At 49.5% G+C, this 26582-nt stretch carries 21 protein-coding genes; 12 read left to right on the top strand and 9 right to left on the bottom strand.

Going from position 1 to position 26582, the window contains the following annotated elements:
- The first annotated feature begins 5 nt into the window (after window positions 1-5).
- Complete coding sequence (locus TK45_RS10750) at window positions 6-419, top strand: TIGR01244 family sulfur transferase (protein WP_131258657.1); 414 nt, start codon at window positions 6-8, stop codon at window positions 417-419.
- Here TK45_RS10750 and yacG read toward each other — a convergent pair.
- The 8 genes from yacG to TK45_RS10790 form a co-directional block, all read right to left on the bottom strand.
- Window positions 416-658: a DNA gyrase inhibitor YacG gene (gene yacG / locus TK45_RS10755; RefSeq protein ID WP_131258658.1), complete on the bottom strand. Its 243-nt coding sequence runs from the start codon at window positions 656-658 to the stop codon at window positions 416-418. The genes TK45_RS10750 and yacG overlap by 4 nt on opposite strands.
- Before the next feature lie 9 nt (window positions 659-667).
- Entirely contained in the window at window positions 668-1420 is a 753-nt protein-coding gene (zapD, locus tag TK45_RS10760) for a cell division protein ZapD (RefSeq protein WP_131258659.1), read from the bottom strand.
- Between the two features lie 41 nt (window positions 1421-1461).
- On the bottom strand, window positions 1462-2082 hold the full coding sequence (gene coaE / locus TK45_RS10765; protein WP_131258660.1) for a dephospho-CoA kinase: 621 nt from the start codon (window positions 2080-2082) through the stop codon (window positions 1462-1464).
- The gene (locus TK45_RS10770) at window positions 2079-2954 is read right to left on the bottom strand and encodes an A24 family peptidase (RefSeq protein ID WP_131258661.1); all 876 of its coding nucleotides are present in this window, start codon (window positions 2952-2954) and stop codon (window positions 2079-2081) included. The genes coaE and TK45_RS10770 overlap by 4 nt, the downstream gene beginning before the upstream one ends.
- A gap of 64 nt (window positions 2955-3018) precedes the next feature.
- On the bottom strand, window positions 3019-4236 hold the full coding sequence (locus TK45_RS10775; protein WP_131258662.1) for a type II secretion system F family protein: 1218 nt from the start codon (window positions 4234-4236) through the stop codon (window positions 3019-3021).
- Between the two features lie 95 nt (window positions 4237-4331).
- Window positions 4332-4751, bottom strand: a complete 420-nt coding sequence (locus TK45_RS10780; RefSeq protein WP_131258663.1) for a prepilin-type N-terminal cleavage/methylation domain-containing protein — start codon at window positions 4749-4751, stop codon at window positions 4332-4334.
- Window positions 4752-4987: 236 nt separating this feature from the next.
- Window positions 4988-5830 (bottom strand): carboxylating nicotinate-nucleotide diphosphorylase, encoded by an 843-nt coding sequence (gene nadC / locus TK45_RS10785; protein ID WP_131258664.1) that lies wholly within the window; start codon window positions 5828-5830, stop codon window positions 4988-4990.
- Window positions 5808-6347 (bottom strand): TIGR02281 family clan AA aspartic protease, encoded by a 540-nt coding sequence (locus TK45_RS10790; protein ID WP_131258665.1) that lies wholly within the window; start codon window positions 6345-6347, stop codon window positions 5808-5810. The genes nadC and TK45_RS10790 overlap by 23 nt, the downstream gene beginning before the upstream one ends.
- A gap of 74 nt (window positions 6348-6421) precedes the next feature.
- Between TK45_RS10790 and ampD the strand changes: the two genes are divergently transcribed.
- From ampD to TK45_RS10835, 9 genes are all read left to right on the top strand, one after another.
- A complete protein-coding gene (ampD, locus tag TK45_RS10795; protein WP_217350829.1) occupies window positions 6422-6976 on the top strand; it encodes a 1,6-anhydro-N-acetylmuramyl-L-alanine amidase AmpD in 555 nt (184 codons plus the stop codon).
- On the top strand, window positions 6973-7794 hold the full coding sequence (gene ampE / locus TK45_RS10800) for a beta-lactamase regulator AmpE (RefSeq protein ID WP_131258667.1): 822 nt from the start codon (window positions 6973-6975) through the stop codon (window positions 7792-7794). Before ampD ends, ampE begins: the two co-directional genes overlap by 4 nt.
- 157 nt (window positions 7795-7951) lie before the next feature.
- Window positions 7952-8698, top strand: a complete 747-nt coding sequence (locus TK45_RS10805; protein WP_131258668.1) for a GntR family transcriptional regulator — start codon at window positions 7952-7954, stop codon at window positions 8696-8698.
- Between the two features lie 89 nt (window positions 8699-8787).
- Entirely contained in the window at window positions 8788-11460 is a 2673-nt protein-coding gene (gene aceE, locus TK45_RS10810; protein WP_131258669.1) for a pyruvate dehydrogenase (acetyl-transferring), homodimeric type, read from the top strand.
- Window positions 11461-11481: 21 nt separating this feature from the next.
- A complete protein-coding gene (aceF, locus tag TK45_RS10815) occupies window positions 11482-13422 on the top strand; it encodes a dihydrolipoyllysine-residue acetyltransferase (protein WP_131258670.1) in 1941 nt (646 codons plus the stop codon).
- A gap of 114 nt (window positions 13423-13536) precedes the next feature.
- Window positions 13537-14958, top strand: coding sequence for a dihydrolipoyl dehydrogenase (lpdA, locus tag TK45_RS10820; protein ID WP_131258671.1), 1422 nt, complete (start codon window positions 13537-13539; stop codon window positions 14956-14958).
- 298 nt (window positions 14959-15256) lie between these two features.
- The gene (locus TK45_RS10825) at window positions 15257-17647 is read left to right on the top strand and encodes a S8 family serine peptidase (protein WP_131258672.1); all 2391 of its coding nucleotides are present in this window, start codon (window positions 15257-15259) and stop codon (window positions 17645-17647) included.
- Window positions 17648-17796: 149 nt separating this feature from the next.
- Complete coding sequence (locus tag TK45_RS10830; protein WP_131258673.1) at window positions 17797-20964, top strand: DEAD/DEAH box helicase; 3168 nt, start codon at window positions 17797-17799, stop codon at window positions 20962-20964.
- Window positions 20965-21188: 224 nt separating this feature from the next.
- The gene (locus tag TK45_RS10835) at window positions 21189-21395 is read left to right on the top strand and encodes a cold-shock protein (RefSeq protein ID WP_131258674.1); all 207 of its coding nucleotides are present in this window, start codon (window positions 21189-21191) and stop codon (window positions 21393-21395) included.
- Between the two features lie 72 nt (window positions 21396-21467).
- On the opposite strand, the gene TK45_RS10840 is transcribed toward TK45_RS10835, so the two are convergent.
- Window positions 21468-22751, bottom strand: coding sequence for a DUF3300 domain-containing protein (locus tag TK45_RS10840; protein WP_131258675.1), 1284 nt, complete (start codon window positions 22749-22751; stop codon window positions 21468-21470).
- A gap of 131 nt (window positions 22752-22882) precedes the next feature.
- Between TK45_RS10840 and TK45_RS10845 the strand changes: the two genes are divergently transcribed.
- Window positions 22883-23728: an HDOD domain-containing protein gene (locus TK45_RS10845; RefSeq protein ID WP_131258676.1), complete on the top strand. Its 846-nt coding sequence runs from the start codon at window positions 22883-22885 to the stop codon at window positions 23726-23728.
- A 176-nt stretch (window positions 23729-23904) separates the two neighbouring features.
- Complete coding sequence (acnB, locus tag TK45_RS10850) at window positions 23905-26517, top strand: bifunctional aconitate hydratase 2/2-methylisocitrate dehydratase (RefSeq protein WP_131258677.1); 2613 nt, start codon at window positions 23905-23907, stop codon at window positions 26515-26517.
- Window positions 26518-26582: the final 65 nt, after the last annotated feature.

Here is a 26582-nt window from a genome sequence, read left to right on the forward strand (position 1 = left end):
GGCACATGGAACTAAAACAATTAGACGATTTTGTGTATGTGAGTGGACAGATCAACAAAGAGCATGTGGCGCGCCTGGCGGAAATGGGCTTTGGGCACATAGTGTGTAATCGCCCGGATGGTGAAGTTGAAGACCAACCCGGCTACGAACAGATTGCCAGTGAGGCAGATAAGTATGGGATGTCATGCCTGTATGTGCCGATCGTGAGCAGCGATATAACAGCCACTCACATCCGCACCATGAGCCACGCACTTAAAACTTCCAAACTGACCCTGATTTACTGTCGTAGTGGCAATCGCTCTACCATTATGTGGGCGCTTTGCTCGGTGGCGGCCGGCGAGCCTGTGGATGAGGTGATAAAACGCGCCCGCAACGCAGGCTTTGATGTCTCGAAGGCGCTGTCACCTTTTTCCAGTTAAGACTTAAAGAAGTCCTGTTCCTGTTTGGCGAGCAGGGCTTCAATATCTTCGATATCAATATTCGGCAGTTCGCTGGTTTCGGCATCCTGATTAGCACCACAGGGAATGGCCTTTTCTTCAGCGGCCCATTCGCCCAAATCAATCAATTGACAACGCTTACTACAAAACGGACGAAACGGGCTTTGAGCGCTCCACTCAACCGCTTTTTTACATTGCGGACATTGGACAGTTAACGGCATGCAGACCTCCTAACAACAAGCGAGGCGGAAGTTTACATCCTGTTCCTGTGTAACAACACCCTCTTGCTGCGGGGCGAAGCGGAAAAAGCGAATGGCGTAGCGGTATTTGTTACCGCTTAATGTGGGGTAATAACCCTGATCGGTGTGGCACTCAATACGGATTAATTCATTTTTGCTGTCTGCCACCCCCTGAAAAAATCCTTTTTCAGCACTGGTGTCGACAAACCGGCCGCGTTCGCGCAAAAACGACAGGGTAATGCTGATGGCGTCACGGATCAGGGTAAATTCGTTAAGCCATTTTTGTACGTCCTGATGCAGCTGCTGCAATGGTTGCTTTAACCAGAAGTGCAGGCTTGGCAGATCGAAACTACAGGTCGCGCCGGGGATCGAGAAGCGTTGGCGAATGGACGCCAAAAACTTGTCTTCTTTGAGGCTGGTACCCAGTTTGCGTGCCGCTTTGAGCTTGTCACGCAGGTTGACGATTTGTTTTAGCGTGGCCTGCAATGCGTCGTTGTCGATGTTGGGGTGGCGAGACCAGTGCACCAGATTACGTTCGTGGATCTCGATATCACGCAGGATATCGGTGCGGATATCCACCCGTTCGAGCAAGTCTAAAAGGGTAAATAGTGATTCGAAAAAACCGATAAACTGCCAGTCCTGCTGCATCTGTTCGCATTGGAACAACTGATTGAATGACTGCTCTAAGCGCAAATAGGTGCGCACTTTTTCATTGAGCGGAAATTCATAAACAGCCAGTGACATAAGACTCTCAGGTTAACGGTACTGCGCAACTACAGCGCAACTTAACAGGATTTGCAAGTTTTCTGCTCCGCATAGTGACAATATTGCCGATGTAATTCAATAACTTGCTGTGAAACTTCGGTCAATGGTTGACTATTGTCGATGATATCGTCTGCCTGCTGCAAACGAGCCTGACGTGACAGTTGAGCCTGCATAATCGCATCTATCTGGCTATCTGTAGCATTGTCCCTTGCCATCGCCCGTTGGCGCTGAATGTCTTCGGGAACATCGACCACCAATATGCGATCGAGTAACTGATGCAAACCATTTTCAATCAACAGTGGCACCATCAACACAACGTAAGGTGATTGGGCCTGTCGGCACTGATTAAACATTTCCTCGCGGATTAAAGGATGGAGCAGGGCATTTAGCCAGGCTTTGTCTTGTGCATGGCTAAATACGCGCTCACGCAATGCGCGCCTGTCCAGTTCACCATTGGCGAGAATAAATTCTGCGCCAAAGTAATCAATGATTTGGGCAAGAGCGGGGGTGCCCGGCGCGACCACATCACGCGCGACCTGATCGGCATCTATGACATCAATGCCTTCGGCGGCAAATAGAGTGGCAATACTGGATTTACCGCTGCCGATGCCGCCGGTCAGACCGACGATGTAACGACTCATGCTAACAACCAGCGCCAATAGGCCTCGGTGATGACGTCTCCATACAACAGGGTTAACCAACCAGCGATGGCAAGATAGGGACCAAATGGAATCGGATTACTCTGGCTCTGTTTACTTAGTTTCAGATAGGCCGTACCCACAATCGCCCCAACAACGGAAGACAATAAAATAACCACGGTCAGATGCTGCCAACCTACGAAGGCACCGATGGCAGCAAGCAATTTGAAATCGCCATAGCCCATACCTTCTTTGCCTGTGAGTAATTTAAAACCCCAGAAAATGCTCCAAAGCACCAGATAGCCTGCTGCGGCACCTATCAGTGCGGATGCACTGTCGACGAAATAGCCGGGAATACTGGCGAGCAAACCGACCCAAAGTAACGGCAAGACGATATTGTCTGGTAACAGCATCTTATCCATATCGATGGCAGTCAGCGCGACCATACACCAGGTAAACAGCAGCGCCACTGCTGCGGCTGGAGTCGGCCCGAAGTGCCAGGCGACCAGCAACGAAGCGATGCCGGTTAACAACTCCACGGCCGGATACCTTGCCGAAATTGGGGTTCGGCAGTTACCGCATTTACGTCCCAAGATAAGCCAGCTCACAACCGGAATATTCTGCCAGGCTTTGATCTCATGCTGGCATTTAGGGCAGCGCGAGCCAGGAAACATCAGATTAAAGCGTTCCTGCTCCGCTGCGGTTTGGTCTGGGTGGAAATATTGCTGATACTGCTGCTGCCAGTCACGCTCCAGCATGATGGGTAATCGATAGATCACCACGTTTAAAAAACTCCCCACCACTAAGCCAAGCATGGTTACAAGGGAGTAGAAAAACCACGGCAGTTGTTCGAATAAAGCCAATACATCTTGCATCAGACGAGTCCATGTAAAAAAAGCGCCCGTAAAAACGGGCGTCTATTGAATTGAGTTGACGTTATCACACCACACTGGCCATCTGGAAGATAGGCAGGTACATGGCGATAATCAGGCCGCCGATTATGACCCCTAACACCGCCATAATCAGTGGCTCAATCAGGGCGGTTAAGCCATCAACCATATCATCCACTTCGCGCTCGTAGACGTTGGCGATTTTATCCAGCATTTCATCCACCGCACCGGATTCTTCACCAATGGCAACCATCTGCGTCACCATATCCGGAAAGACAGTGGTAGCGCGCATCGCAGTGTGCATTTGGGTACCTGCGGATACTTCGCTACGCATAAACATAATGGCCTTGCGATACACCGCATTGCCCGCAGCCCCTGCCGCCGACTCCAGCGCACTAATCAGTGGCACACCTGCGGAAAAGGTGGTGGATAGGGTACGGGTAAAGCGCGCAATCGCGGCTTTTTTCAAGATCTCGCCAATGACCGGTGCTTTGAGCAGCTTGGCGTCCAGTCCATCGCGCAATTTTGCTGAGCGCTTGTACTGGCGAATAAACATAAATATCCCCACGCCCAGGCCCGCACCAATAAAGGCACCGTAATCCTGTAAGAATCGCGACAAGCCGATCACCATCTGGGTAAAGGCCGGTAGCTCGGCACCGAAGTTACCGAAAATTTCTTCAAATTGAGGCACTACAAAAATAAGCAGAATAGTGGTGACGATAAAGGCCACCACCAATACCGCAATGGGGTAGAACATGGCCTTTTTGATTTTGGATTTGAGTGCTTCGGATTTTTCCTGATAGGTAGCGAGGCGGTCGTAGATAGTTTCCAGCGCACCGGATTGCTCACCGGTAGCGACCAAATCGCAATACAAATCATCAAATTGCATGGGATGTTTGCGCAGCGCACTGGCAAAGGGATTACCGGCTTTTACATCGGCGCCAATTTCGGTCAACATCTTGCGCACACTTTGCTTGGCATGGCCATCGGCGATCATATCGATGGTTTGAATCAAGCTCACCCCGGCCGCCAGCATCGTGGCGATTTGGCGCGACATGACACAAATATCTTCAGCGGTGACTTTGTCATTTTTGCCAAATAACGGTTTGGCGTATTTTTTAATTTTCGTGGTCGACACACCCTGACGTCGCAGCAGGTTTTTCGCCTCGATAATACTCGATGCAGAAATCTGGCCTTTCACTGCCTGACCCTGACGGTTTTTACCTGCCCAATCAAAGGTATCCAGTTTTTTAGATGCGGTCGCCATCGTTACTCTCCCGTGTGCTGCGTTACTTAGTTATAACTCTTTTTGGCAGAGAAAAAAAAACCCAGCCGAAACTGGGTTTTTGTTTAATTCTAGAATTAGCACATTGTGGCTGGGGTACAAGTTGGGGTCCAGGTGATTTTACCAGTACCGTCAACAGCTGGAGTCAGCACATAGCTAGCACCTGCCATAGTGCCTGTTGCATCAGTTGGTGCAGAGATAGTCACTACACCGTCAGCCGTTGCCAGACCGACTACGCCAGCAGCAGCTGCTACGTCAGCAGGGATACCTTGTGCACCGCCGTCACAAGTGGTGATGTCGCCAGTTACCTGAGTACAAATTTCGACAGAGGTTTTCAGACCCGCAGATGCATTGGTCAGCTCGCTGAATTTAGCTTTATCAGTGAAGTTTTGGTAAGCAGGCAGAGCGATTACCGCCAGAATACCGATGATGGCTACTACGATCATCAATTCGATCAGAGTAAAACCTTTGCTGTTGGTCATTTGAGTAGATTTCATGTCAGTCTCCTGTTGCATCACCGATGCAGTCTCTTGGTCAGAAAGTAATTAGGTTGTCAGTCAAGTGGCGATGATAGGTCGTTTATCAGCGGCCTCTCTCCTTCGCACAGTTCCAGTATAGATGGGTTGCTATTCTGAACAAGTATGCAAAAGAATACTCAGGTGTATGCTTTTCCGATCTATCGACAACCAGCCGTCAAAACATTAGTAAAAACATGTGCTTAATACAATGTTATTTACAAAATACGTAATGATAGGTCGATGGCTCTGACATGTTTGGTCAGTGCACCTGAGGAGACATAGTCCACGCCAAGCCCCGCTAGCTCGCGCAATCGGTCGGCCTCAACATTACCCGATACCTCTAATTTCGCTCGTCCCGCGTTGATAGCCACGGCTTGTTCAATCATCGGATTACTGAAGTTATCCAGCATAATAATGTCAGCACCCGCATCAATGGCCTGGGCAAGCTCATCCATATTTTCTACTTCCACTTCGACTTGCTTGTCGCTATGTAGTTGACGTGCAGTAAAAACAGCCTGTTCGATTGAGCCACAGGCGGCAATGTGATTCTCTTTAATCAGAAAGGCATCGTACAAGCCGATGCGATGATTTAAGCCACCTCCGCAGCGTACGGCATATTTTTGTGCCTGACGCATACCAGGAAGTGTCTTACGGGTGTCCAACAGACGCGTTTTACTGCCGGCCAAAATCGCGACATACTCTGCGGTGACCGTCGCAGTAGCCGAGAGGGTTTGCAAAAAATTCAGCGCCGTGCGCTCGCCAGTAAGGATAGTGCGGGCTGGCCCGGTCAGAGTAACAATCGGCGCATTTGCCTGCAGGTGGTCACCATCCTGACATAACCAGTTTAATTGCACCTCACCGCCCATTTGATGAAACACTTCATCCACCCAGGGCCGGCCGGCGATAACACAGGACTCCCGGGTAATAATGGTGGCTGTCGCCGTTTTATCAGCTGGGATTAAACTGGCAGTGATATCGGCATCATGAAAATCGGCACAGCCAAGATCTTCCAGCAGGGCGTGGTGTACGCCGGTTTTAATATGTTGTTGTAGAGTCATAGGGTCGTGGTTGTTTAAGTAAAAGCGTGCGATCACGTTGTTCAAAGTCAAGTTGACGCAACACGCTCATGCCCAGCAGTATTTCGTCACTGCGAAAGCCGGGATTCAAATGTGCGTCAACGTTATGCAGAGTAATGTTACCCAGAGTCAAAACCGGAATCTGAGTATCGTAAACCCGAATATTGCCATTGGCGGTGGACACCGTCGCGGAATAACCCGCCTGCAACTGCAGCTTTTCTTGTAAATGCGCCGGAATGGACACTTCAGTGGCACCTGTGTCCAATAAAAACGTGACTGCTACGCCATTTATCGTGCCGCTGGCCACGTAATGTCCCTGACGGTTTTGTTTAAGCTGCACTTCGATATAGTCACGACTGACACTGGATTGCGGTTGCTGGTTGGGATTAAATTTTTCTGCCAGAAAATCGTCAAAATACAGGGTTAATAAACCCAGGGCGCAGATCCAGCCAATTGCCAACATCCATTTACCGGTTTTCTGGTTTGGATCATGATTCATAATATCTGGTCGTAGTTGCGTCGACGATGAATTGGCAGATAATACCCTAAATTCAAGGACTTTTAAGAATGACAATGCAAATTCGCGGCGGATGGCTGGAGAATGCCCGTCAGATTATCTCGCCTTTTAGTGATGCGAGACCGGTGGCGACGGAGATTTCGTTGCTGGTTGTTCATAATATTTCCTTACCACCCCGGCAATTCGGTGGCCCACATATATTCGAATTATTTACCGGCCAGCTAGACCCTCAGGCGCATCCGTATTTTGCTGATATTTATCAACTGGAAGTGTCGGCCCATGGGTTAATTCGTAGAGACGGGGAGTTCGTCCAGTTTGTTAATTTCGGGCAGCGTGCCTGGCACGCGGGTAAATCAGTGTTTCAGGGCAGGTCGCGCTGTAATGACTATTCGATCGGCATTGAGTTGGAAGGGGCGGATGATGTGCCTTACACTGAAGAACAATATAAACAATTGATTTTATTGAGCAAATGTTTGCAAGGCAGCTTCCCAGCCATCACCATGGGCAGGATTGTCGGGCATGAGGATATCGCCCCGGGGCGTAAAACAGACCCAGGTGTGGCATTTGACTGGGCCAAATTTCGCACAGGACTAACAGAGGCGTCGTTATGATTTTATTGAGTTTATTGCTGGCATTGGCGCTGGAACGGGTCGTGGATAAACCGCGTCTTTGGCAGGCGCGCACCTACATGGGTATGTATGTGCGGGGATTCAGCCAGTATTTGGGTAAAGACGAAAAAAGTTCACTCGGTATGGTATGGGTATGGATTGCCCTACCGGCGCTGCTGACAGCATTAGTAATCTGGCTACTTCCGGGTATTTTTCTGGAGTTTTTATTTTCTCTGGCGGTGCTGTTTGTATGCTTAGGGTGTCCTGAAGAGCGGCAGGAGTATCGTCAATATCTGCAGGCGGTAAACCGGGGCGATACCGAAGCCTGTTGCTTACACGCGGACCAAATGGGCCATGACGAAAATCGTGGGATGAGTTTTGGGCAGACCCTGATGTGGATAAATTATCGTCACTACGCGGCCGTGATTTTGTGGTTCGCTGCATGCGGTGCGACGGGGGCGGTGTTGTACGTAGTGGCAAGGAATTTATTGCAAATTTTCGAACACATAGAGCATCCATATACGCGTCAGTGTCATGACATTGTAAAAATACTCGATTGGATCCCCGTGCGTATCGTGGCGCTGGGCTATGTGTTGATGGGCAATTTTTCCCGCGCGTTTCCGGTGTGGCTTGGCTATTTGGGTGATACGAAAACCAGTGCGTTAACGCTGCTATGTGCAGTAGGTCGCGCGGCGGAAGATCACGTCTCCCCACAAGACACAAGCGTTGAACCGGTTACAATGCTGCAACTGGCTAAACGTACCATGCTTTTTTTACTGGTGTTCATCTCTATTTTGACCATTTCCGGGCTCTTGGGATAATTGGTAAGACCAATTATGTTGGTGATTGTTAATCAATCGTAGAAATATTTGGCGATAAATTCGCCAGATATTTCGCTTTTGGTGGTCGGATTGGATCTTTTTCTTAACATGCCGTAAGCTATAAGGCTAATTGGTAAGACCAATGTAACGCGAGCGCATGGCAAACTTAATCAAACCGCAAAAACTTTCTGATGTGATTCTGCAAAAGCTGGAAGAAATGCTGGCGGCAGGCACATGGCGTGCGGGACAAAAATTGCCATCTGAACGGGAATTGGCAGTACGCTTTGATGTGTCTCGACCGTCGGTACGTGAAGCGATTCAAAAGCTGGAAGCAAAGGGCATGGTGGTGCGTCGCCAGGGCGGCGGTACGTATGTGCAGGAGTCTCAGACGTCGCCGGATAGCCCGTTGCTCCCTCTTCTAAATATGGATCCTGAAACCCAGTTTGACCTGCTTGAGTTTCGTCATACGCTGGAAGGCATGGCGGCCTATTACGCCGCGCTACGGGCGGAAAAAAGTGAAATTGACGCCATAGAGCATGCTTTCGATCAGATGCAGCTTGCCCGGGAAAAGGACTATTGTGCACAGGCTCGGGCGCTGGCGGATTTTTATATGCGCTTAGCCGAAGCGGCACACAATCAGGTATTACTGGGCGTGTTTAAAAGCTTAAAGGCGGCGCTGCAGGACAACATTGAACGTAACTTGCGCATGTTGGAAGCAGAACCTGCCAGTCAGGCCCGGATTGGTAGTCAACGTAAACAGATTTTACTTGCCGTGAAACAGGGGGACCCTGAGGCAGCCCGCGAGGCGAGCAATGCTCACCTGGCATTTATTGAACAAACATTACTGGACATCAACCGCCAGGATTCGCGCATGCAACGTGCATTGCGCCGAATCGAAGTGTGAATATGAAAAGCGCTGGTGCGACAAAGAGAATAACGACGCAATCGACTATCTTTACTGCCAGCAAGCATTAATCAACATAGGAAAGCAACATGTCAGAAATGATGCAAACAGACCTGGATCCACAAGAAACCCAGGAATGGATCGACGCGTTAGAAGCGGTTCTTGACGAAGAAGGACCCGAGCGCGCGCATTTTCTGCTGGAAAGTCTGATTGAAAAAGCGCGCCGCAGTGGCGCGCATTTGCCGTATGACGCCACTACCGCATATGTAAATACCATTCCTGCCGGTCAGGAACCTACGATGCCGGGCGACCAGAGCATCGAAGCACGTATCCGTAGCGCGATTCGCTGGAATGCCATGATGATGGTGGTGCGTGGTTCTAAAAAAGAACTGGACTTGGGTGGTCATATTTCCAGTTTCGCGTCTTCTGCCATGTTGTACGATGTGGGCTTCAACCACTTTTTCCGTGCGCCGAATGATAAAGATGGCGGCGATTTCCTGTTTGTACAGGGCCATGTCTCCCCAGGTATCTATTCACGCGCGTTCGTGGAAGGTCGTCTGAGCAGTGCGCAGCTGGACAAATTCCGTCAGGAAGCCGATGGCCAAGGCTTGTCTTCTTACCCACACCCGCGATTGATGCCTGACTTCTGGCAATTCCCGACTGTGTCTATGGGCCTAGGCCCGATGCAGGCGATTTATTTGGCCCGTTTCCTGAAGTACCTGACCGATCGCGGCATTAAAGATTGTTCCGAACAGCGTGTCTGGTGCTTTATGGGTGACGGCGAGGTGGACGAACCTGAATCATTGGGTGCCATCGGTTTGGCCAGCCGTGAAGGTCTGGATAACCTGACATTTGTGATTAACTGTAACCTGCAGCGTTTGGATGGGCCGGTACGTGGTAACGGCAAAATCATTCAGGAGCTGGAAGGCACCTTCCGTGGCGCTGGCTGGGAAGTGATTAAAGTGGTGTGGGGACGTTATTGGGATCCATTATTTGCCCGCGATACCTCCGGCAAACTGATTGAACTGATGAACGAAACCGTTGACGGTGAATATCAGAACTACAAAGCCAAAGGCGGCAAATACACCCGCGATAACTTCTTCGGTAAGTATCCGGAGTTGAAAGAAATGGTCGCTAATATGTCTGACGAAGACATCTGGCGTTTAAACCGTGGTGGTCACGATCCAGTGAAAGTGTACGCCGCTTATCATAAGGCGAAGAATACTCAGGGTCGTCCACAGGTCATTCTGGCAAAAACCGTAAAAGGTTATGGCATGGGCGCTGCGGGTGAAGGTAAGAACATCGCCCACAACGTTAAGAAAATGGATTTGGAAGCGGTCAAACACTACCGTGATCGTTTTAACATTCCTGTTTCAGATGAAGCGCTGAAGGACTTCCCTTACTTCCGTTTCGATGACGACAGCGTAGAAATGAAATATCTGCGCGAGCGTCGTGATGCGCTGCATGGCTTTATGCCGCGCCGTTTGCCGCAAAGTACCAAGCATTTTGACACGCCAGATTTAAAAGCCTTCGAAGCTATTACTAACGGTTCGGGCGAGCGTGAAATCTCGACCACGATGGCTTTCGTGCGGGTACTGACGGCGATGCTCAAAGACAAAAAGATTGGTTCACGGGTTGTACCAATCATTCCGGATGAGGCGCGTACCTTTGGTATGGAAGGCTTGTTCCGTCAGGTTGGGATCTATTCCAGTCAGGGTCAGAAGTATGAGCCGCAAGACTCAGATCAAGTGGCGTATTATCGCGAAGATAAGAAAGGCCAGGTATTGCAGGAAGGCATCAACGAACTGGGTGCTATGTCATCCTGGTTAGCTGCCGGTACTTCATACTCGACCAACGACGAGCCGATGATCCCGGTCTACATCTATTACTCTATGTTTGGTTTCCAGCGCGTGGGCGATTTAGCCTGGGCAGCAGGTGATAGTCAGGCGCGAGGCTTCCTGGTTGGTGGTACGGCAGGTCGTACAACGTTAAATGGCGAAGGCTTGCAGCATCAGGATGGTCATTCGCATATTCAGGCTAATCTGATCCCGAACTGCATTACTTATGATCCAACCTATGGCTATGAAGTAGCAGTGATAGTGCAAGACGGTATCCGTCGTATGTTTGGCGAACAGGAAAACGTCTTTTATTACCTGACAGTGATGAACGAAAACTATGTTCAACCAGCGATGCCTGAAGGCAGTCAGGAAGGCATTATTAAAGGGATCTACAAGCTGGATACCTTGACCGCCAGCAAAGCCAAACACAAAGTGAAGTTACTGGGTTCCGGTACCATTTTGCGTCAGGTACGCGATGCGGCCGAGATCCTGAAAAACGATTTCAACATCAGTTCTGAAGTTTACAGCGTGACCTCGTTCAATGAACTGGGCCGTGATGGTCTGGATGCGGAGCGTTACAACATGCTGCACCCAACAGCCAAACCACGTAAGGCATATATCACTGAAGTGCTGGAAAAAGGCTTTGATGGCCCAACGATTGCGGCGACTGACTATGTCAAAGCCTATGCAGATCAGGTTCGAGCCTTTGTTCCAGGTCAGTACAAAGTGTTAGGTACGGACGGGTTTGGACGCTCCGACAGCCGCGCTAACCTGCGTCGTCACTTTGAAGTGGACGCACAGTTTATTGTTGTGGCCACACTGCATGAGTTGGTTAAGGCCGGTGAGTTTGATGGCAAAGCGTTGGCAAAAGTCATCAAAGACTATGGCATTGATGCTGACAAGCTCAATCCACTTTACGCCTAACGGACACGAGGAGTTATTAATATGGCTGAATTAAAAGACGTATTAGTCCCGGATGTCGGTGGCGAAGCGGTTGAAGTGATCGAAATCTGTGTTGCGGTTGGCGACACAGTGGATGCAGAAGCGTCTCTGATTACGGTAGAAAGCGATAAAGCAAGCATGGATATCCCGGCACCGTTTGCCGGTAAGGTTGCTGAGATTCTGGTCAAGGTTGGCGACAAAGTCAGCCAGGATACGCTGATCATTAAGATGGAAGCGGGTCAAAGCGCTGCAACGGCAGCCAGTGAAGTAACTGAGCCGGCTGCATCTTCGCCAGCTCCTGCTTCTGCACCTGCTGCCAGCCCAGCTGCATCGCAGGTGATTGAAGTGACCGTGCCAGACATCGGTGATGCAGAAAATGTCGATGTCATCGAAGTGCTGGTCGCCGAAGGCGATCGCATTGAGGCCGAACAGGGTCTTATCACCCTGGAAACCGATAAAGCGACCATGGACGTGCCGGCGCCACAAGCCGGTGTGGTGAAATCGATTAACGTAAAAGTGGGTGACAAAGTGTCGAAAGGCTCACTGGTGCTGATGCTGGAAACCGCTGCAAATGGTGAGACAACCAGTACTGCACCTGCTGCACCCGCAGAGCCCGCTGAGGCCGGTCAGGTAGTCGGTGATGAAGTGATTGAGGTAACTGTGCCGGATATTGGTGATGCTGCCGATGTGGATGTCATCGAGGTATTAGTTGCCTCAGGTGATGAGATCGCAGCTGAGCAGGGCCTGATTACTCTGGAAACCGATAAAGCGACCATGGATGTCCCTGCGCCGAAGGCCGGTAAAGTGGTCGATGTTAAAGTAAAAGTGGGTGACAAAGTGTCCAAAGGCTCACTGGTTCTGACCATGCAGGTCAGTGGCAGTAAACCGGCTGCACCGGCTGCACCAGCGCCGGCGGCAAAGAGCAACGATACGGTGACCGCATCCGTTGCCCCATCTGCACCGAAAGCACCACCAGTACCTCATCATCCGTCCGCGGGTGACAAACCGCATAGCGGCAAAGTGCATGCATCGCCTTCAGTGCGTCGCATTGCACGGGAATTTGGCGTGGATTTAACCCAGGTTAAAGGTACAGGTCGCAAAGGGCGTATTCAGCCAGAAGACGTGAAGTCCTACGTGAAATATGAACTGTCGCGTCCGAAGATGACCGCCAGTTCGTCCGTGGCAGCGGGCAGTGGTGGCTTGCAGGTATTGCCACCACCGAAAGTGGATTTCAGTAAGTTCGGTGAAGTGGAAGAAGTGCCACTGACACGTATTCAGAAGATTTCCGGTCCTAACCTGCATCGCAACTGGGTGACTATCCCTCATGTGACGCAGTTTGAAGAAGCGGATATCACTGAACTTGAGGCATTCCGCAAAGAGCAGAATGATCTTGCTGCGAAGAAAAAGCTGGATGTGAAGATCACCCCGCTGGTATTTATGATGAAAGCGGTGGCCGACGCGTTGAGAGCCTATCCGGTATTCAACTCTTCGCTGTCTGAAAGTGGTGAAAGCCTGATCCAGAAGAAGTTCTGCCACATCGGGATCGCAGTTGATACGCCAGCCGGTCTGGTCGTGCCGGTAGTGCGCGACGTGGATAAGAAAGGTATTCACGAATTATCCCGTGAACTGATGGAAATCAGTGTCAAAGCCCGCGACGGTAAATTAAAAGCCGCGGATATGCAGGGCAGCAGTATGACGATTTCAAGCCTTGGTGGGATCGGTGGAACCAAGTTCACCCCTATTGTAAATGCACCTGATGTCGCCATATTGGGTGTATCGCGCAGCGATATTAAACCGGTATGGAATGGTAAAGAGTTTGAACCACGTCTGATGGTGCCATTATCACTGTCTTATGATCACCGGGTGATCGATGGCGCGGTAGCGGCTCGATTTGCTGTGCATTTACGTAACGTACTGGGCGATATTCGCCAATTATTGCTGTAACTGATACTGGCCGGTGAGATTCACCGGCTTTGTTATATTATTGATTTTACTAATACAGGTGCGCTTGGGTAGAATTTGCGCGTCTGGTTACTCTACAAAATATTGAGGTCACTCATGAGCGAAATTAAAACACAACTGGTGGTATTGGGAGCAGGTCCCGGTGGATATTCTGCTGCTTTCCGTGCCGCTGATCTGGGCATCGATACGGTACTGGTCGATGCGCGCGACACCCTGGGTGGGGTGTGTCTGAACGTGGGTTGTATCCCGTCAAAAGCATTATTGCATGTGGCAAAAGTGATCGACGATGCCAAAGAAATGGCACACCACGGTGTTGTGTTTGGCGAGCCTCAAATTGATTTAGACAAGATCCGTGGTTGGAAAGACAGCGTGATTGGCCAGCTGACTAAAGGTCTGGCGGGCATGTCAAAAATGCGTAAAGTTCAGCATGTACAGGGCTATGGTAAGTTCACTGGTTCTAACACGCTGGAAGTGGACGGCAAAGACGGCAAAACCAAAATCACTTTTGATAATGCCATTATTGCAGCGGGTTCTGAGCCTGTTTCTCTGCCTTTCATTCCGCAAAATGACCCACGTGTTATTGACTCAACTGGTGCGTTGGAACTGAAAGATGTGCCAGCCAAAATGCTGGTGCTGGGAGGTGGTATCATCGGTCTGGAAATGGGCACAGTGTACAAAGCACTGGGTAGCGAGATTGATGTCGTTGAGTTCCTGGACCAATTAGTACCTGCTGCGGATAAAGACATTATCAAGGTTTACCAGAAATACGTTAAAGATAAGTTTAACGTGATGCTGGAAACCAAAGTGACTGCAGTCGAAGCTAAAGACGACGGTCTGTATGTGAGCTTTGAAGGCAAGCAAGCGCCTGCTGAGCCAGTGCGTTATGACAAAGTATTGGTGGCTGTGGGTCGTAAACCAAACGGTAAATTGCTGGATGCAGATAAGGCCGGTGTGGCGGTTGATGACCGTGGTTTCATCGCGGTAGACAAGCAAATGCGCACGAATGTGAATCACATTTTTGCCATTGGCGATTTGGTTGGTCAGCCAATGCTGGCGCACAAAGCCGTGCATGAAGGCCATGTGGCTGCTGAGGTTATCGCCGGTAAGAAACATTACTTTGATCCTAAGTGTATTCCTTCAGTTGCGTACACTGACCCTGAAATTGCGTGGGTTGGTGTGACAGAGAAGGAAGCGAAAGACAAAGGCATTGCTTACGAGACGGCAACCTTCCCATGGGCAGCTTCAGGCCGTGCCATCGCCTCTGGCCGTACCGAAGGTATGACCAAGTTAATCTTCGATAAAGATAATGGCCGCGTGATTGGTGGTGCCATGGTAGGTATCAATGCCGGTGAGATGCTGGGTGAAATTGGTCTGGCAGTCGAAATGGGCGCGGATGCAGAGGATGTGGCATTGACTATTCATGCTCACCCAACGCTTAACGAGTCTATTGGTCTGGCGGCAGAAATTTTTGAAGGCAGCATCACGGATCTGCCAAACCCGAAAGCGAAGAAAAAATAATCTGGTCAGATGACTGATTTAAAAAGGCCCCGCATTCTGCGGGGCTTTTTATTTGCCCAATAAAATTCGGCAGGTAAGCGCTTTCAGAAATTATTGTTCGAGTCTGAGATGTTATTGCTAATTCTTTTTGGGAATATGTTATGTAAAAAAGTAATTATGTTATGTTAAAAGATTGCGTAGTGTGTCCGATGTCTTATCGGTCATATACATCAAATGGAAGATGGAAGTTATTGATAGACAAGGAGAAAAAGTGCTGCTTTGCGGCAGTTAATTAAAATAATAACTAAGTAGAAATAATATGAATAAAAATAAATTGAGTCAGTTCCAGGGCCTGACCAAAACCGCCATAGCCGTTATCACGGCGTGTTCACTATCGGCAGCAGCATCTGCAGGTGAACTCAAAGAAGTCGAACAAATCAAACGAGGTGACTCTGCCGCGGACCAGCATTTCAATGCGTGGTTACAAGCGCAACGTCAACAAGCAGCGGAAATCGAGTCTGACCAATATATTATTGAATTTGACTCGACCAAAGAAGCAAAAAAAGAAACCAAACGTTTGGCCAAAGAGCTTAAAAAAGCTATGCGCTATGAGCGCAAGCTGGCCAAGGGTAAACATGTTCTGAAACTGGAAGAGAAACTCAGTAAAGACGAGAAAAAGGCACTTCTTAACAGCCTGCGAGCAGACAAAAACGTTAAGTTTGTTGAGGAAGATCCCGTACGTTTCCTGATGGCGCAAAGCACACCTTGGGGATACACAGCTGTGCAGGCTGCGCAATTAAGTGATTCAGCTGCAGGTGCATTAACCGTCTGTATTATCGATTCTGGCTATGATGCATCGAATCCGGATCTCAGTGCCAACAATGCCACAGGTACTAACGACTCAGGCACAGGTAACTGGTATCAGGCTGGAGGGTCACATGGATCTCACGTGGCCGGGACGATTGCTGCGGTGAACAATAGCATTGGTGTTAAAGGCGTATTGCCAAATACACAGGTAAATCTGCATATCGTAAAAGTGTTTAACGAATCAGGTTGGGGATATTCTTCAGATTTGGTTACGGCAGTAAACACCTGCGTCAACAATGGTGCCGACGTGGTTAATATGAGTTTAGGTGGCCCGTCTTCAAGCACTTCAGAAAAAAATGGTCTGGAAGCAGCAACCGCAGCAGGCGTTTTATTGATTGCCGCATCGGGTAACGATGGTGACGCCAGCCTGTCTTATCCTGCGTCTTATGACACCGTTATGGCGGTAGCTGCGGTGGATGAAAATGGTCAGCACGCCGAGTTTTCGCAATACACGCCGCAGGTTGAAATCTCAGGTCCTGGTGAGGCTATCCTGTCTACCGTGGCGGGAGACGGTCGTCTTGGTAGTTTAACTGTAGGCACAACCTCATACACAGAACAGGGTGTCGTACCGCAGTCCCGGTATGTACAAAGCGGCAGCAGCTATGTTGTCAGTGATATTAATGGCACCGTGTCAGGCACGTTAGCCTCTTGTAGTCGTTCAGGCAGTACATATAGCTGCGGCAGCATGACTGGCAAGATCTGTGTAGCTGAGCGTAATGCTAATCAAGGTACCAGTTATCCTGAAGTGAATGCAGCGAAGGCGTGTGCCGATGCGGGTGCGGCAGGTGTCGTAGTGTACAGCAATACGGAACGTCCGGGCTTGCAGAATCCTTTCCTTGTGGATGCGACAGGCGCTGTTGATGTGCCCACCGTATCGGTTAACCGCACAGTAGGTCAGGCTTTATTGGCCAAGGCTGGTCAGAGTGCGACTCTGTCTGTGACCGGTAATCAGGATTACGCCTATTACAATGGTACCTCAATGGCGACGCCACACGTGACTGCTGTGGCTGCACTTGCATGGAGTAATAATCTGGATTGTACCGCTGCACAGGTGCGTACTGCACTTAAAGCAACGGCTATGGATCTTGATGTCGCTGGTCGTGATGACCGCACAGGATACGGTTTGGTACAAGCCAAGGCCGCATCTGATTATATGGCGTTAAACTGTGGCTCTGGTGGCGGCAGCGGCGGTGGCTCTGATAATTCACTGGAAAACGGTGTGGCTAAAACCGGCTTATCAGGTAGCCAAAACGAGCAACTACTCTTTACTCTGGATGTACCTGCTGGGGCGACTGGCCTGAGCTTCAATATGTCTGGCGGTAGCGGTGATGCGGATCTATATGTGAAGTTTGGTTCAGAGCCAACCACCAGTAGTTATGACTGTCGCCCTTATAAGAGTGGAAATAGCGAGAGTTGTCCGATTAGCACTGCTCAGGCAGGAACATACTACGTTAAGCTGATCGGCTACAGCGCATTCAGTGGTGTAAGTCTGGTGGGAAGTTTCACGGAAGGTAGCACTGGTGGCGGCGGTGGAGCCACAGGTTACACCACAACCATCAATGATATCGCAGCCAGCAAGGGTACCTGGAAATATTACACTCTCGATGTGCCCGCGGGTATGTCGACGTTTAGTGTAAACACAGCGAACGGTAGTGGAGATGCTGATCTGTATGTGCGTTTTGGTGCGCAGCCTACAACCAGTAGCTATGATTGCCGTCCATATAAGAGTGGTAACACGGAAAGTTGTAGCTTCACAAACCCAACTGCCGGTACATGGCACATTGGTGTTCGTGCCTATAGCACATTCTCCGGTCTGGATATGACGGTATCTTACCAACCATAACGGTGATGTTTGTCGTCGAGGCGCCTTAGAGGCGCCTTTTCTATTTCCAGGGGCGAAAAGTAGTAAAACCCAGTTCCACTATGCTGGTAGACTAGCGAGTTTTGGAAGAAAAGCACGCCAGCTTGGCACGCGAGTAGGATTATCGATACATGTTACAACAAGCACGTCTGGCCAAATTATTTACTCAGCGCAACTGGCAGCGTGGTCAGGCTATTTTTGAAGCCGGACTGGTGACCCATGTATCACTTGACGACCAGCGTCAGGAACTGACCGGACTGGTTACTAATGAACAGGGTGATCGGGAATATGACGTTGCCATCACTGCCCGCGATAAAAAATTACAGTGTTTGTGCAGTTGCCCCGTTGGGCAATTTTGTCAACATGCTGCCGCGATTGTGCATGCAGCCTGGCAAGACTCTACCGAAACGATTGCTGTTTCTGATCAACAGCTGTCTGTTTGGTTGGAACAGCCGACTATTGCCCCTCAACCGACGACAGATTCAGCTAAATGCCTGATGTTCGTGTTGTCGACACGGCCTGGTTTAGCTGGATTGGGCTATGCCGTAAGCGTGTTTGTCAGCCAGTTCAAAAAAAATGGTGAGTTGAGTGAGGCGTCGCGACCTGTGCATTTACCCGAGAGCGGCTTACATTTTGATTGGATGAGTCAGCAAGAGCGTTATTTGTGCGCAGATATCGCCCATTTCCGCCACACGGATGGGTGTTTGTATCATGCTGATTTATTGCAGCGTATTGTCGCCAGTGGGCGAGCATATTGGCAGCAACCCCATACACAGGAGCTCATCTGGAGCGAGGCGCAACCACTTGATTTTCGGTGGGAGGTCACCGAAAACCATTTTATCCAATTGAAACCTGTTTGTGAGGACGTGACACAGATTCTTGCCACGTGTCCGCCCTCCTACTTACGCACAGATGGCAGCATGGGACTATTGCAGTCTGACGTTGCCGCGCAGGCTGCACAATGGTTGGTGAGTTTCCCTCTGATTGAAGCGGCGCAATTAAGTTGGATTCTGCCCAAACTGGCTCAGCGTTTGGGCCAGGACCATCCCCTATTAGCGAAGACGCCTACCTTAGAAACCTCCAGGGTACCCGAGCCTAATGTCTGTTTAAGTATATTTGGTCAGGCAACCAAGCCTAAGCTTGGCGTAGTCAGGGTAGAGTTTGATTATGACGGAATTAGAGTAAACCCTACCGATCCCTCACCAACGTATAAATCACTTGATGGCAAACTAATCTATCGACATACCGATGCTGAACAATCCGCATTGCAGGAACTTAATCGCTGGGGACTGCGGGCGTACGCGCCCGTGAGCAGTCAATGGAAGGTATTGCAGCATTTTCAGATGCATTTACCTGCTGGTGATTGGTTTCGCCTGTTGGCGGAGGCGCTGCCACTATGGAGAAATGCCGGTTGGCAAATCGAGGTAGCGAAAGGTTTTTATTACCGGGTTATCGATACGATCGATGATATTGACCTGACTATTAGTGAGCAAAGTAACCGTTACTTTTCCGTGGCAATGCAGGTAGAGGTGGAAGGACAAAAAATCGCCCTGTTACCTTTGTTACAGGGGGCGTTGCAACAAACCGATATAGCTGACTGGCTGGGTATTTCGCAGACTATCCCTGACAATATTTATGTGCAGTTAGCTCCGGGGCAGGCCATTGCGTTATCGTCTGCAACGCTAAGGCCACTGGTTCAGCAGTTTCTTGAGTTGCAGCTGCCCAACAGCATTGATAAGCATGGTCAGTTAAATTTGCCCGCACATCGGCTTGCCGCGGCGCTGCCTGCCATCGAATCATTGGCTGGCCGTAGCGAAAAAAACAGCAAAATAGAGAAAAAGCTGCAGGCGTTGCAAACCATCCCTGAGGTTGTGTTGCCAACCAAATTGCAAGCCACATTACGCCCCTATCAGAGGGAAGGACTACGCTGGATGCAGTTCCTGTATCAGGCAGGGGTGGGCGGCTTACTGGCAGATGATATGGGATTGGGTAAAACCCTGCAGGTACTGGCCCATTTACTGGCGCTCAAAGAGCAGAATAAATTGACTCAACCGGCACTGGTGCTGGCGCCAACTAGCGTCATATTTAACTGGAAAGCGGAAATTAAACGCTTTGCGCCGGCTCTGAACGTCCAATTGTTGCATGGCCCCAAGCGCGGTGCCGATGCCGATTCGTTGCAAAACAGCGATGTGATTGTGACAAGCTACCCGCTGCTTTTGAGGGATTGGAATGTGTACCAACAACAGCTATTCAGTCTGCTGGTGCTGGATGAGGCACAATCCCTGAAAAATCCATCAACTAAATTGTATCGGGTACTGCAAAGTCTGCGTTTCGAACAAATTATTGCGTTAAGTGGCACACCTATTGAAAACCATCTTGGCGAACTGTGGGCACAGTTTAATTTGTTACAGCCCGGATTGCTGGGCTCGCAAAGCCAGTTTAATCGATTATTCCGTGCACCGATTGAACGACAACGTAATGAAGCCCGCCGCGCGTTGCTGGTTGAGCGAGTCCGTCCATTCATTCTGCGTCGCCAAAAACAACAGATTGCCACTGAATTACCGGGTAAAACCGAAATTTTGCAAAGTATTCCATTGGAAGAAAAGCAAGCTCAGTTATATGAGTCAGTGCGTGTAAGCATTGACGCCTCACTGAACAAAATTATTGCGGCAAAAGGGTTTAAACATAGCCAGATTGAAATTCTGGATGCGATGCTCAAGTTACGCCAGATTTGCTGCCATCCTCAGCTGTTGAATCAGGTTGGCGCCAAGCGATTGTCACAATCGGCCAAGTTAGACTGGTTAGTAAGCCAGTTGCCGGGATTGTTGGAAGATGGTCGTAACATTCTGATTTTCTCCCAATTCAGCAGCATGTTGGGTTTAATCGCTACCACGCTGGACGACATGGGCATTGCCTACAGTAAACTCACCGGCGAAACTCTGGATAGAGAAGCTCAAATCGCGCGCTTTAAGCAGGGTAAAAATCGGGTGTTCCTCATTAGCCTCAAGGCAGGGGGAACGGGTCTGAATTTAACTGAAGCGGATACGGTGATTCATTTTGATCCCTGGTGGAATCCGGCAGCACAGGCGCAAGCCACCGACCGGGCGTATCGCATTGGCCAGGATAAACCCGTGTTTGTATACCGTCTAATAGCGCAAGGTTCTATTGAAGAGAAGATTGTAGAGTTGCAGCAAAGCAAACAGGCACTGGCAGCGGGTATTCTGGACGGTAGTATGGATGCAACGGAAACGCGTCTAAATGAGCAAATGTTGCAGAGTTTATTGGCACCGCTGGAGTGAATTGCAGATTTTTTCTGCAATTCACTATCTAATTAGCATAATTCTGATATAGTGCTCGGGGGCTGGAAAGCTGCCTATTGTTAAGTAAGATCCTTAGTTCGACCGTAAGACCGATTAGGTGAAGGTTATCTTCACCGAATAAGTGATAACTCTCTGATTAATAGCGCTATTTCTTGACCTTTACGAGGGAGCGATCCCTACAACTTATTAATCAGGAGATATTTATGTCTAAAATGACTGGCACAGTTAAATGGTTCAACCAAGACAAAGGTTACGGTTTCATCACTCCAGCAGACGGCGGTAAAGACGTATTCGTACACTTCCGCGCTATCGCTGGCGACGGCTTCAAGACTCTGGCTGAAGGTCAAAAAGTTTCTTTTGACGTTGAGCAAGGTCAAAAAGGTCCACAAGCTGCAAACGTTGTTCTGTAAGACGTTTTCACTTGAGAAAAAGGCGGTTTAATCACCGCCTTTTTTGTTGCCTGAAAAGGTGCTTCCCTGCACTTATTGGCGTTCCCTCTTTGCTTTTCCCTGGTCTCGGGAAGTGTGTCGGCTGACATGTTCTGTTCTATTCGCCCGCTCAGAGGATGGACGTGATTTTATTTCTTTCTTTGGTGTGTCAGATATTTGCCGAGCCCTTTGCTGCTCGTCGCTTTTCACGGAATAACCTTTACTGATCTTGTGTGATGGGTTGGTCACTTCTCTGCGCTCATTCTGGATCCGGCTGTCTTTGTATTGATGTTCGCTAGCATTATCGCGAGCGGTTACCCGAGATTGCGCTGACTTATCATCCATTCTTTTGTGCAGGGCCTGCTGCCAATCTCTCTGTTTAAATTCTTTGCGTTCAGACTTACGTTCATGCATGACCGGTTGGCGATCTCGATGGTGTGCGGTGTTATCGCGTTGTACATTGACTACACGGGGCTTGTTAGCGGTATGTCGCTGATATGCATGGGACGTGCTGGCATAGCGCGCGCCACGGCGGTGCTGGGTGGCGTGTTGCCAGCGGCTGTACTCGGTCACACGAACTTTTTTGTCTCTGGTGTGGTGGCGTGGATAATGATAGACATCGTAATTTACGACTACGTGGCGACGGTGCCAGTGAAAACCACTGAACCAGAAGCGAGGTAGTAACTCGATACCAACGCCCCAGTGGGCATTATGGTGCCAGACAGATATGGCCGGTGAATGCCAATAAACGGGTTCATAGTGATGCCAGTAGTCGTGCCCATAAATCACACGGGTGTCGTAATATGGCACATACACCACACGCTCAATCGGGGTGGCAATTTCTATTTCCTTATCTGCGCTGGTGGTGACGGTCTGATATTCATTGCTATTGATATTACCCAGCGCGACGGCTTTTGTCCGTAGCGATTGAATTCGTTCCAGAACCAGCGTTTCATCGCTTAACACGGCATCGCCCAGTTGTTGCAACCAGTTCAGATCATCCACCAGGCGATCGAGTAGGTCATTAAATGCCACCAGAGCCACCACGCTGGGATCCCAATCGAACTTTTCTGCTTGATCCAGCGCTTGTTGGGGAGTGAGATTTGTATTTTGCTCTCGCCAGCGTTGTGCCTGAACTAACTCCAGAGGATAGGTGCTGGCAACCAGAATATGAGAAAGTAAAGAGTCCGGATACAAGGCAATAGGCGATAGCACGCTATCCAATTGTTCCTGCTCAAGGGTAGTCACGATCTGATTGTCATCATTGTCCGCGGCGAAAGCCGGTGTGATTGGTAATGCAATCAGGCAAACACTTAAAATTAATGGATATAAACGCATGACGCTCTTCCTGATGTTGTGTCGTACTGTCAGGTATACGCGTGCTTTTGTTAACTCAAACTGAATAGCAAGTTTGCCATGTAGTTAAGCTTGGCTATATTCAGATCAGTGGGCTGGAGGAGATGTGAACGATGCAAGCCATAGACTACGCTAAAAGTGTGACTGAATCCTTTGCTTTGCCTGATACCTGCTCGCGGATCCGCGAGATGCTGGATGATGATTACTCTAATATCGACGACATCGCAGAAGTCATTGCTGTCGATCCGTCTCTGGCTGCGAGTTTAATTAAGCTTGCCAACAGCGCCCTGTATAACTTCCCTAACAAGGTCACGACTATTGGTAAGGCTGTTAACGTCATCGGTGGTGAATCGGTTTATTCACTGGTCATGACTGAGACAGCCAGCAGTGTGTTTAAACAGTTTGATGACGTCTCTATTAATCTTGAACGTTTCTGGCAGCAATCGGTGTTTACCAGTCTGATTGCACGTGAATTAGGCAAATTAGCCAAATGCAAGCATGCAGAGCAGCTTTTCCTGACCGGATTGGTAGCTAATTTCGGGGAATTAGCCGTTGCCAGACAAGCGCCCGAACTGGCAGCTAATTGTGAGGATTATCACGCAAAACTCGTGCCCTGGCAGGTGCAAAAGCGGGTGATGGGTTTTACCTACGCCGATGTCAGCTACCACATCATGCGTTTGTGGGGTGTGCCAGAGGAAATATACAGTCCGATCAGACAAAGTTTTAATATTCAGCAAGCATTGGAAATTAAAGAAGCGGCGATTATTAACGGGGCGATTCGCGGTGCACTGACGCTGATTCATCCGGAATTTTATTCGCTGCCGACCCTGATCAATCTGGAGATCCTCAAATCCCACAATATCAGTGAGGAGATGATGGTCGATGCCGTTGCCTTCGCTCGTCAGGAGGCACAAAGCATCCTGTTCCTGATGAACCCGGATTTGTTTTTGGTGTTTTAATTATTCGAATAAATAATGAACAGGGCGTTTGAAATTCATCAAATTTATGCTGGCTATAAACAAATCTGAGCCCTGTTCGTTGTTAATTTTTCCTTTCAGCCTTTATACTTAGGCGGTTTCATTCCTAAACTGTGCGCTCGTTCTGAGTAGTCGCAGATAACAAAGAGGATTTCATAGTGTTAGAAGCATATCGTCAACATGTTGCCGAGCGTGCAGAGCAAGGTGTACCGCCTAAGCCGCTAAGTGCAGAGCAAACTGCCGAGTTGATTGAATTACTGAAAAATCCGCCAGCTGGCGAAGAAGATTTCTTGTTGGAGTTAATCTCTGACCGCGTTCCTCCTGGTGTGGATGAAGCTGCCTATGTGAAGGCAGGCTTCCTGAGCGCAATCGTAAAAGGTGAAACTAATTCGCCGCTGATTTCTAAAGATGCTGCGGTGCAGTTACTGGGTAACATGCACGGTGGTTATAACATCGAAACACTGGTTTCATTATTAGACGACGGCGACCTGGCTGAGTTAGCTGCAGAAGAACTGAAGCATACCTTGCTGATGTTTGATGCCTTCCACGACGTGGAAGAAAAAGCCAAAGCGGGTAACGCTCACGCGAAGGAAGTGTTACAAAGCTGGGCGGATGCCGAATGGTTTACCTCGCGTCCTGAAATCCCTGAGTCGATTAAAGCCACTGTTTTCAAAGTGACGGGTGAAACCAACACGGATGATCTGTCACCCGCACCGGATGCCTGGTCTCGTCCGGATATCCCTCTGCACGCATTAGCCATGTACAAAATGAAGCGCGACGGTCTGGAACCAGATGCGCCGGGCGAAATCGGCCCAATGAAACAGATTGAAGACATCAAAGCCAAAGGCTTGCCAGTCGCCTTCGTTGGTGACGTAGTGGGCACGGGCTCTTCACGTAAATCTGCGACTAACTCTGTACTGTGGTTCTTCGGTGAAGATCTGCCGGGCGTACCAAACAAGCGCGGTGGTGGTATCTGTATTGGTGGCAAAGTGGCACCCATTTTCTTCAATACAATGGAAGATGCCGGTGCACTGGTATTTGAAGCTGACGTCGACAAGATGGAGATGGGCGATACCATCGAAATTCGTCCACTGGATGGTGTTATTAAGAACGCAGACAGCGGCGAAGTGCTGGCGGAGTACAGCTACAAATCTAAAGTGCTGCTGGATGAAGTACGTGCCGGTGGCCGTATTAACCTGATTATCGGTCGCGGTCTGACTGAGCGTGCACGCGAAGCCTTAGGTATGGGCACCAGTGATGTATTCCGCAAACCAGAGCAACCAGTTGACTCAGGCAAAGGTTACACCCTGGCCCAGAAAATGGTCGGCAAGGCGTGCGGCATGCAGGGTGTTCGCCCGGGTATGTATGTAGAGCCAAAAATGACAACGGTTGGCTCTCAGGACACCACAGGTCCTATGACTCGTGATGAACTGAAAGATCTGGCGTGTCTGGGCTTTACTGCTGACCTGACCATGCAGTCATTCTGTCATACCGCGGCTTATCCTAAGCCGGTCGATATCGATACACAGCACACGTTGCCAGACTTCATTATGAACCGTGGTGGTGTGTCACTGCGCCCTGGCGACGGTATCATTCACAGCTGGCTGAACCGTATGCTGTTGCCTGACACCGTTGGTACTGGTGGTGACTCACACACTCGTTTCCCACTGGGTATTTCTTTCCCGGCTGGTTCTGGATTGGTGGCGTTCGCTGCTGCGACCGGTGTGATGCCATTGGATATGCCAGAGTCAGTATTAGTGCGCTTTAAAGGTGAAATGCAGCCGGGTATCACGCTGCGTGACCTGGTGCATGCTATTCCTCTGTATGCAATTAAAGAAGGTCTGCTGACAGTTGAGAAGAAAGGTAAGAAAAACATCTTCTCGGGTAACATTCTGGAAATCGAAGGTCTGGAAAACCTGACTGTTGAGCAGGCGTTTGAATTGTCTGATGCCTCTGCAGAGCGTTCTGCCGCGGGCTGTACAATCAATCTGTCTGAGGAGTCAGTAGCTGAATATCTGCGTTCCAACATCGTCATGTTGCGCTGGATGATCAACGAAGGTTACGGTGATGCGCGTACGCTTGAGCGTCGTGCCCGTAAGATGGAAGAATGGCTGGCCAACCCAAGCCTGATGCGCGCAGATAAAGACGCTGAATATGCCGCTGTGATTGAAATCGATCTGGCCGATATCAACGAACCAATCGTGTGTGCACCAAACGATCCGGATGACGCGCGCACTCTGTCTGATGTGGCAGGCGACAGTGTCGATGAAGTGTTTATCGGTTCATGCATGACTAACATTGGTCACTTCCGTGCGGCAGGTAAACTGCTTGAGCAAACCAAAGGTGAATTGTCTACTCGTCTGTGGATCTCTCCACCGACTAAGATGGACAAAGCTCAGTTGATGGAAGAAGGCTATTACAACATCTACGGCCGCGCCGGTGTGCGTACGGAAATGCCAGGATGTTCACTGTGTATGGGTAACCAGGCTCGTGTGAAAGCGGGAACCACAGTGCTGTCGACTTCAACGCGTAACTTCCCGAATCGTCTGGGTGATGGCGCCAATGTTTACCTGACATCTGCCGAGCTGGCAGCGGTTGGTGCAATCATGGGCAAAATCCCAACGCGTGAAGAGTATATGGAATACGCCAGTAAGATTCAGACCATGAGCGGTGATATCTTCCGTTACCTGAATTTCGACAAAATGGATGAGTTCCTCAAAGCATCTGACAAAGCGAAAGAAACGATTATCCCCACCTTGAGCGTGGCATAATCACTCTTAACTGAAGAAGCCGGGTTTAACCCGGCTTTTTTGTGTCTGCAAGATTGGAAGATTGA

This window comes from Bowmanella sp. JS7-9, assembly GCF_004329715.1.
Lineage (GTDB): Bacteria > Pseudomonadota > Gammaproteobacteria > Enterobacterales > Alteromonadaceae > Pseudobowmanella > Pseudobowmanella zhangzhouensis.

What these genes read in the sequence shown, in the direction of transcription:
- aceE (WP_131258669.1), top strand. Translation starts at nt 8,788, where the DNA reads ATGTCAGAAATGATGCAAACAGACCTGGATCCACAAGAAACCCAGGAA.
- TK45_RS10825 (WP_131258672.1), top strand. Translation starts at nt 15,257, where the DNA reads ATGAATAAAAATAAATTGAGTCAGTTCCAGGGCCTGACCAAAACCGCC.
- TK45_RS10775 (WP_131258662.1), bottom strand. Translation starts at nt 4,236, where the DNA reads ATGGCGACCGCATCTAAAAAACTGGATACCTTTGATTGGGCAGGTAAA.
- ampD (WP_217350829.1), top strand. Translation starts at nt 6,422, where the DNA reads ATGCAAATTCGCGGCGGATGGCTGGAGAATGCCCGTCAGATTATCTCG.
- TK45_RS10790 (WP_131258665.1), bottom strand. Translation starts at nt 6,347, where the DNA reads ATGAATCATGATCCAAACCAGAAAACCGGTAAATGGATGTTGGCAATT.
- TK45_RS10780 (WP_131258663.1), bottom strand. Translation starts at nt 4,751, where the DNA reads ATGAAATCTACTCAAATGACCAACAGCAAAGGTTTTACTCTGATCGAA.
- TK45_RS10805 (WP_131258668.1), top strand. Translation starts at nt 7,952, where the DNA reads ATGGCAAACTTAATCAAACCGCAAAAACTTTCTGATGTGATTCTGCAA.
- zapD (WP_131258659.1), bottom strand. Translation starts at nt 1,420, where the DNA reads ATGTCACTGGCTGTTTATGAATTTCCGCTCAATGAAAAAGTGCGCACC.
- TK45_RS10770 (WP_131258661.1), bottom strand. Translation starts at nt 2,954, where the DNA reads ATGCAAGATGTATTGGCTTTATTCGAACAACTGCCGTGGTTTTTCTAC.
- TK45_RS10845 (WP_131258676.1), top strand. Translation starts at nt 22,883, where the DNA reads ATGCAAGCCATAGACTACGCTAAAAGTGTGACTGAATCCTTTGCTTTG.
- TK45_RS10750 (WP_131258657.1), top strand. Translation starts at nt 6, where the DNA reads ATGGAACTAAAACAATTAGACGATTTTGTGTATGTGAGTGGACAGATC.
- coaE (WP_131258660.1), bottom strand. Translation starts at nt 2,082, where the DNA reads ATGAGTCGTTACATCGTCGGTCTGACCGGCGGCATCGGCAGCGGTAAA.
- TK45_RS10840 (WP_131258675.1), bottom strand. Translation starts at nt 22,751, where the DNA reads ATGCGTTTATATCCATTAATTTTAAGTGTTTGCCTGATTGCATTACCA.
- lpdA (WP_131258671.1), top strand. Translation starts at nt 13,537, where the DNA reads ATGAGCGAAATTAAAACACAACTGGTGGTATTGGGAGCAGGTCCCGGT.
- TK45_RS10835 (WP_131258674.1), top strand. Translation starts at nt 21,189, where the DNA reads ATGTCTAAAATGACTGGCACAGTTAAATGGTTCAACCAAGACAAAGGT.
- aceF (WP_131258670.1), top strand. Translation starts at nt 11,482, where the DNA reads ATGGCTGAATTAAAAGACGTATTAGTCCCGGATGTCGGTGGCGAAGCG.
- yacG (WP_131258658.1), bottom strand. Translation starts at nt 658, where the DNA reads ATGCCGTTAACTGTCCAATGTCCGCAATGTAAAAAAGCGGTTGAGTGG.
- ampE (WP_131258667.1), top strand. Translation starts at nt 6,973, where the DNA reads ATGATTTTATTGAGTTTATTGCTGGCATTGGCGCTGGAACGGGTCGTG.
- TK45_RS10830 (WP_131258673.1), top strand. Translation starts at nt 17,797, where the DNA reads ATGTTACAACAAGCACGTCTGGCCAAATTATTTACTCAGCGCAACTGG.
- nadC (WP_131258664.1), bottom strand. Translation starts at nt 5,830, where the DNA reads ATGACTCTACAACAACATATTAAAACCGGCGTACACCACGCCCTGCTG.